A 5,651-nucleotide genomic window follows, 5' to 3' on the forward strand; every position below is an offset into this window, starting at 1 on the left:
TCGCGTCGTCGAGCACGAGCAATTCGCCCTGCGTCTTGTTGAAGCCGCGGCTCACGTGGTCGACGCGCAGGATTTCGGCGCCGGGCCGCGGCGGCTGAAGCGGCTGGGACGTCTGGACGGGGGCGTTTACAGCATTCGGATTGTGCATCGCGTTTCGCTCTCAATCGGTCTCAGTCGAGCCGCAGCTTCGCTTCGGCAAAGGCATACAGCGGGCGCCACAGCAGGCGGTTGAACAGGGTAACGAACAGGGACATCACGGCGATACCCAGGATGATCTTCGGAAAGTCGCCCGCGGCGGTGGTCTGCGCGATATATGCGCCGAGGCCGTGCGCCTCGATCCTCGTCGTACCCCACTGCACCGCTTCGGACACGATGCTCGCGTTCCACGCGCCGCCCGAGGCCGTGATCGCGCCCGTCACGTAGTACGGGAAGATGCCGGGCAGAATGGCCTGACGCCACCACTGCCAGCCGCGGATGCGGAAATTCGTCGCGGCTTCGCGATAGTCGTTCGGATAGGACGTCGCGCCCGCGATCACGTTGAACAGGATATACCACTGCGTGCCGAGCACGATCAGCGGCGACAGCCAGATGTCGGGGTTCAGGTGAAAGCGCGCGATCACGATCACGAACACCGGGAACAGCAGGTTGGCCGGGAACGCGGCGAGGAACTGCGCGAGCGGCTGCAGCTTCTCGGCGAGCTTCGGGCGCAGCCCGACCAGCACGCCGATCGGCACCCACACCACCGACGCGATCGAGATCAGCACGACCACCCGCAGCAGCGTGATGAGCCCGAGCACGATCACGTGGCCGACTTCGGCCAGCGTGACGCCGGTCGCCACGAAGCTGACGACGCGCCACACGATGTACGCGGTGGCGAGCACCACGAGCACGGCCCACGCGATGTCGACGGTGCGCGACGCCTTCTTCTCGACTTTCGGCAGCGAGAAGCGCATCGCGCCGGACACCGGCAGGCGCAGCGGAATCCGCGCGGCCTTCGCGAAGAACCAGCCGGCCGGCACCAGCAGCTGATGGATCAGCCGCGTGCGGCGCACGAGGTCGAGCAGCCAGGATTGCGGCGCGTCGCCAGACGCGGTGTTCTCCATCCGGAACTTGTCGGCCCACGCGATCAGCGGCCGGAACAGCAACTGGTCGTATGCGAGGATCACGACGGTCATCGTCAGGATCACCCAGCCGATCGCGCCGAGGTTCTTGTCCGAGATCGCCTGCGCGAGATACGCGCCGATACCGGGCAGCGTGATCGTCTGGTTGCCGACGGTGATCGCCTCCGACGCGACGACGAAGAACCAGCCGCCCGACATCGACATCATCATGTTCCAGATCAGCCCCGGCATCGAGAACGGCACCTCGAGCTTCCAGAAGCGCTGCCACGACGTCAGATGGAAGCCGCGCGAGACTTCGTCGAGGTCGCGCGGCACGGTGCGCAGCGACTGATAGAAGCTGAACGTCATGTTCCACGCCTGGCTCGTGAAGATCGCGAAGATCGCGGCGAGCTCCGCGCCGAGCACGCGGCTCGGGAACAGCGCGAGGAAGAACGTGACCGTAAACGAGATGAAGCCGAGCACCGGCACCGACTGCAGGATGTCGAGGATCGGAATCAGCACCATGCCCGCGCGCCGGCTTTTCGCGGCCAGCGTGCCGTAGATGAGCGTGAACGCGAGCGACGCGACCATCGCGGCGAGCATCCGCAGCGTGGTGCGCAACGCGTATTCGGGCAGGTTCGACGGGTCGAGCGAGATCTTCTGCGTCTGCAGCGTTGCGATCGGCGCCATCGTTTCGTGGAAGCCGACGACCGCCATCGCGATCAGACAGATGATCAGCGGGAACGCGATGAAGTCCCATCGGTTCGGCAAGACGCGCCACGCGGACGCGTTGGCGGTCCGGTTCGGATTGAAGAATCCGACGTCCATCAGGCGCCCTCCCCGGTAAGGCCGAACGAAGCCGGCAGACGATGTTGATTCATGGCAAAGCGCACGGGCGCGGTAATTCGACGCGGTAATTCGATTGATTCACGATCTCACGCCGGCGCGATGCGCCGTGCGTGCACGCTGCGCCCCGGCGGAGCCGAGTCGGGCCGCGACGGCACGACACTACACCAACCTGTATTTCAGGTACAACCGTGCGGGAGCGGCACGGCGCCGCGCGGGCAGCGCACGGTGCGTGCCCGGCGCGCACGCGGCACCGTATGCGGCGGCCCCGCGGCGCGAGGCAGCGCGGCCGCAGTCTTTCAGCCAGCATGCAGGCCCGAATTATGCCGTGATCCGGGCCGGGCGGGAACCCGCCCGCCGCACTCGGCCGCAAACAGCGTCGGGCGTCACGGGCGATCGCGACGAAGCGGGTATGATCGGGGCTGGCCCCCGGGCGTCGGTCGTCCGACCGCTGCCGGGGATCGACCGACCAGCGGGAGGAAGGGAATGGCAGGAAACTTGGTGATCGTCTGCCGCGATCAGGACGCCGATGCGTTCTACGAGCTGATGCAGGAATACGGGTCGTTCCAGACCCGGCTGTCGTCGACGGCGTGGTACCTGAACATGAACGTCGTACCGGAATCGCTCCAGGAGGAAATCCTGGAGCGCCTCGGCCGCTATACGACCGTCTATATCTTCGAGGCCACGAGCGTGACCTACAACACGATCGACAGCAACGCCGCCGAAACGCTCGGCTCACTGTTCGGCGAATGATGCCGCGCGGCGCCTGCCGGGCAGGCGCCGCATCGGGCGCTTACGCGCCTGGTGCGCGCAGATCGTCCTTCGGCACCGCGTCGAACGGGAACGTCATCGCCACGCGCAGGCCGCCCTCCGGGCGGTTGCCGATCTCGCACGCTCCACCCAGCCTCAGCACGAGCCGCTCGACGATCGCGAGCCCGAGCCCGCTGTGGCCGTTCCCGCCGCGCGCCGGGTCCAGCCGCACGAACGGCCGCGTCGCAACCGCGAGGTCGCGCGGCGCGATCCCGCCGCCGCTGTCGCTGACCGACAACAGATACCCCGCCTGAGTCCGCGCCGTCTCGATCAATACGGGCGGCGCACCATACGCATGCGCATTGTCGAGCAGGTTCGACAGAATCCGGTCGAGCGTCGCGGTCGGCAGCAGGAAGCCTGCGCCGGCCGTCAGACGGGTCTGGACTGGCGGTGCGTTCGGCGCGACCGCGCGATAGCTGCGCGCCATCCGCTCGCATGCCTCGTCGACCGGCACGGGCTCGCTGCGGTCCGCGCCGCCGTGCGCGAACACCAGGAACTGATCGACGACGTGCGACATCGAGTCGACATCGCGCACCACGCCGTCGCGCAGCCGCGCGTCGTCCATCATTTCCGCGCGCAGGCGCATCCGCGCGAGCGGCGTGCGCAGATCGTGCGCGACGCCGGCCAGCATCACCGCGCGGTCGTTCTCCGCCTGCGACACCTGTTCCACCATCTGATTGAAGCCGTGCGTGAGCTGGCGCAGCTCGCGCGGGCCGCGCTCGCGCAGCGGCGGCACCGGCTGGCCGCGGCCGAAGCGTGCGACCGCACGCGCCAGCGAACGCAGCGGCTGCTGCAGCTGCCACGCGGCGAACAGCGCGGCGATCACGCCGGCCGAGAAGATCGTGCCGAGCCACAGCAGCATGCGGTCGAGCGAGCGCGGCGGGCGCAACGGCTGCACCGGCACGACGATCCAGTTGCGGTCGGTCGGCTCCTTGACCCACAGCACCGGCGGATGGCCCGGCGCGCCGATCTCGACCTGCGTGCCGCGCGGCATCCGCTCGCTCACGTCGTCGCGGAAACGCTTGAGCGGCACCGGCAGATTCGAATCGTCGGTCTTCGGCACGTCGGGGCTGTCGGGCGCCACCAGCCGCACGCGCGACGGCAGCGGCTGGTCGGGCGTGCGCTGGATGTGCTGGCGCACTGCATCGACGAGGAACGCGGCCTCCTCGACCGCATAACGCGTCTGCATCTGGCTGCGTTCGAGCCGGATCGCGAAGAACCACGCGAAGTGCGACAACAGCAGCACGCCGATCACGAGCAGCGCGAGCCGCCCGAACAGCGAATCAATGGGTTTGCGCATGGGCCTCGCCGTCGGGCACGAACACGTAGCCGCGCCCGCGGACGGTCTGGATGAAACGCGGCGTCGACGGATCCGTTTCGAGGATGCGCCGCAGGCGCCACACCTGGACGTCGATGCCGCGGTCGGTGCCGTCGTACTCGGGCCCGTGCAGCAGCTCGAGCAGCCGCTCGCGCGTGAGCGTGCGCAGCGCATGGTTCACGAAGATCTTGAGCAGCGCGAATTCGCTGCTCGACAGCGTGGCCGGCTTGCCGTCGACCGACAGCGTGCGCGCCTGGAAGTCGAGCACGAAGCGGCCGAAGGCGAACGGCTCGCGCTGTTCGGGCGCCGCCGCCGACGGCGTCGCGCGGCGCCGGCGCAGCACCGCCTGCACGCGCGCGAGCAGTTCGCGCGGGTTGAACGGCTTGCCGAGATAGTCGTCGGCGCCGAGCTCGAGGCCGACGATGCGATCGACGTCGTCCGCGCGTGCGGTGAGCATGATCACGGGGATGTCGTCGCCGGCCGCGCGCAGCTGGCGCAGCGCGGTCAGGCCGTCCACGCCGGGCATCATCAGGTCCAGCACGATCAGGTCGGGGCGCTCGCGCTCGAGGCGCTTTTCGAGCGTCGCCGCGTCGTGCAGCACGGACACTTCCATCCCCTGCCGCACGAGATAGTCGCGCAGCAGGTCTCGGAGTTCTTGGTCGTCGTCGACGATGAGGATCTGGGTAGTCATGGCCGCAAGTTTAGCGCGCGAGCGCGGCATGAAAGAACGGGACAAACGCGCGAAAGGGTTACTGCGGGTTACCGCGCAAGCCAACTGTAATGCACGGTAACCCGCCAACCTCCCCGCGTAACACCGGCCTGCGGACGCCCCGCTAACCTGCGTCTTACCGGATGCGGCACGCGGGCCACCCCGCGCATCGCATCGCCGGACCCGTTCGATTCAAGGAGTTTCCGAAATGTACAAGACTTCCCGCGCGGCCCTCGCAGCCGCCACCGTGCTCGCTCTCGCCTTCGGCACCGCGCATGCCGCGCCGCCCGCCGACATGCCGCCGCCCGGCGGCCCCGGCATGCACATGATGCATGGCGGTCACGACGGCGGCCCGTTCGGCGCGATCATGAAGCTGCACGATCAACTCAAGCTCAACGCGTCGCAGGAACAGCAGTGGCAAGCGGCCGTCAACACGATGAAGCAGAACCACGAGGCGATGCGCAAGAGCCACGAGCAATTGCGCGAGCAGTTCAGCGCGCAGCAGAACCAGCCGATTCTCGACCTGAACGCGATGCACGCGGCCCGCCAGCAGGCCGAGCAGCAGAACGCGCAGCTGCGCGAGCAGAGCGCCGCCGCATGGCTCGCCTTCTACAACGGGCTGAACGACCAGCAGAAGACCACCGTCAGCACGGCGCTCAAGCAGCAATTCGCGCGGATGGAGCAGCGTCACGAGAAGATGAAGCAGCGCTGGGAGCAGCACCGCGCGGCGAAGGCCGCGTCGGCACCGGCGCAGTAAGCCGGCCCACAGTAAGCCGCCCCGCAGTAAGCCGACCGCTCGCCGGCGGCATTGCAGGAGACGCGTGGCTTCGTGCCCGCGTCTCCTGTTTCGTTTCAGGCAGCGTCGAAC

5 protein-coding genes and 1 pseudogene are annotated in these 5,651 nt (G+C 68.1%); 2 read left to right on the forward strand and 4 right to left on the reverse strand.

Annotated elements, in window-relative coordinates:
• Together C3Y15_RS30890 and C3Y15_RS30895 are read right to left on the reverse strand one after the other, a co-directional pair.
• Nucleotides 1–148 (reverse strand): annotated as a pseudogene (locus tag C3Y15_RS30890) (nitrate ABC transporter ATP-binding protein); the annotation flags it as partial.
• Nucleotides 149–170: 22 nt separating this feature from the next.
• Nucleotides 171–1,928 carry an ABC transporter permease subunit gene (locus C3Y15_RS30895; protein WP_011885679.1) on the reverse strand — a complete coding sequence of 586 codons (1,758 nt, stop codon included), beginning with the start codon at nucleotides 1,926–1,928 and terminating at the stop codon, nucleotides 171–173.
• A gap of 504 nt (nucleotides 1,929–2,432) precedes the next feature.
• On the opposite strand from C3Y15_RS30895, the gene C3Y15_RS30900 reads away from it, so the two are divergent.
• Nucleotides 2,433–2,699: a hypothetical protein gene (locus C3Y15_RS30900; RefSeq protein ID WP_011885680.1), complete on the forward strand. Its 267-nt coding sequence runs from the start codon at nucleotides 2,433–2,435 to the stop codon at nucleotides 2,697–2,699.
• A gap of 40 nt (nucleotides 2,700–2,739) precedes the next feature.
• Here C3Y15_RS30900 and C3Y15_RS30905 read toward each other — a convergent pair whose 3' ends face one another.
• Entirely contained in the window at nucleotides 2,740–4,056 is a 1,317-nt protein-coding gene (locus C3Y15_RS30905) for an ATP-binding protein (RefSeq protein WP_011885681.1), read from the reverse strand.
• The gene (locus C3Y15_RS30910) at nucleotides 4,040–4,765 is read right to left on the reverse strand and encodes a response regulator (protein ID WP_009693256.1); all 726 of its coding nucleotides are present in this window, start codon (nucleotides 4,763–4,765) and stop codon (nucleotides 4,040–4,042) included. Before C3Y15_RS30910 ends, C3Y15_RS30905 begins: the two co-directional genes overlap by 17 nt.
• 226 nt (nucleotides 4,766–4,991) lie before the next feature.
• On the opposite strand from C3Y15_RS30910, the gene C3Y15_RS30915 reads away from it, so the two are divergent.
• On the forward strand, nucleotides 4,992–5,540 hold the full coding sequence (locus C3Y15_RS30915) for a periplasmic heavy metal sensor (protein WP_011885682.1): 549 nt from the start codon (nucleotides 4,992–4,994) through the stop codon (nucleotides 5,538–5,540).
• Nucleotides 5,541–5,651 lie beyond the last annotated feature (111 nt).

The sequence above is a fragment of the Burkholderia sp. B10 genome (assembly GCF_004368385.1).
GTDB lineage: Bacteria > Pseudomonadota > Gammaproteobacteria > Burkholderiales > Burkholderiaceae > Burkholderia > Burkholderia vietnamiensis.

Bases quoted from the DNA above. Each gene is read 5' to 3' on its own strand.
- C3Y15_RS30900 (WP_011885680.1), top strand. From the start codon at position 2,433: ATGGCAGGAAACTTGGTGATCGTCTGCCGCGATCAGGACGCCGATGCG.
- C3Y15_RS30910 (WP_009693256.1), bottom strand. From the start codon at position 4,765: ATGACTACCCAGATCCTCATCGTCGACGACGACCAAGAACTCCGAGAC.
- C3Y15_RS30895 (WP_011885679.1), bottom strand. From the start codon at position 1,928: ATGGACGTCGGATTCTTCAATCCGAACCGGACCGCCAACGCGTCCGCG.
- C3Y15_RS30915 (WP_011885682.1), top strand. From the start codon at position 4,992: ATGTACAAGACTTCCCGCGCGGCCCTCGCAGCCGCCACCGTGCTCGCT.
- C3Y15_RS30905 (WP_011885681.1), bottom strand. From the start codon at position 4,056: ATGCGCAAACCCATTGATTCGCTGTTCGGGCGGCTCGCGCTGCTCGTG.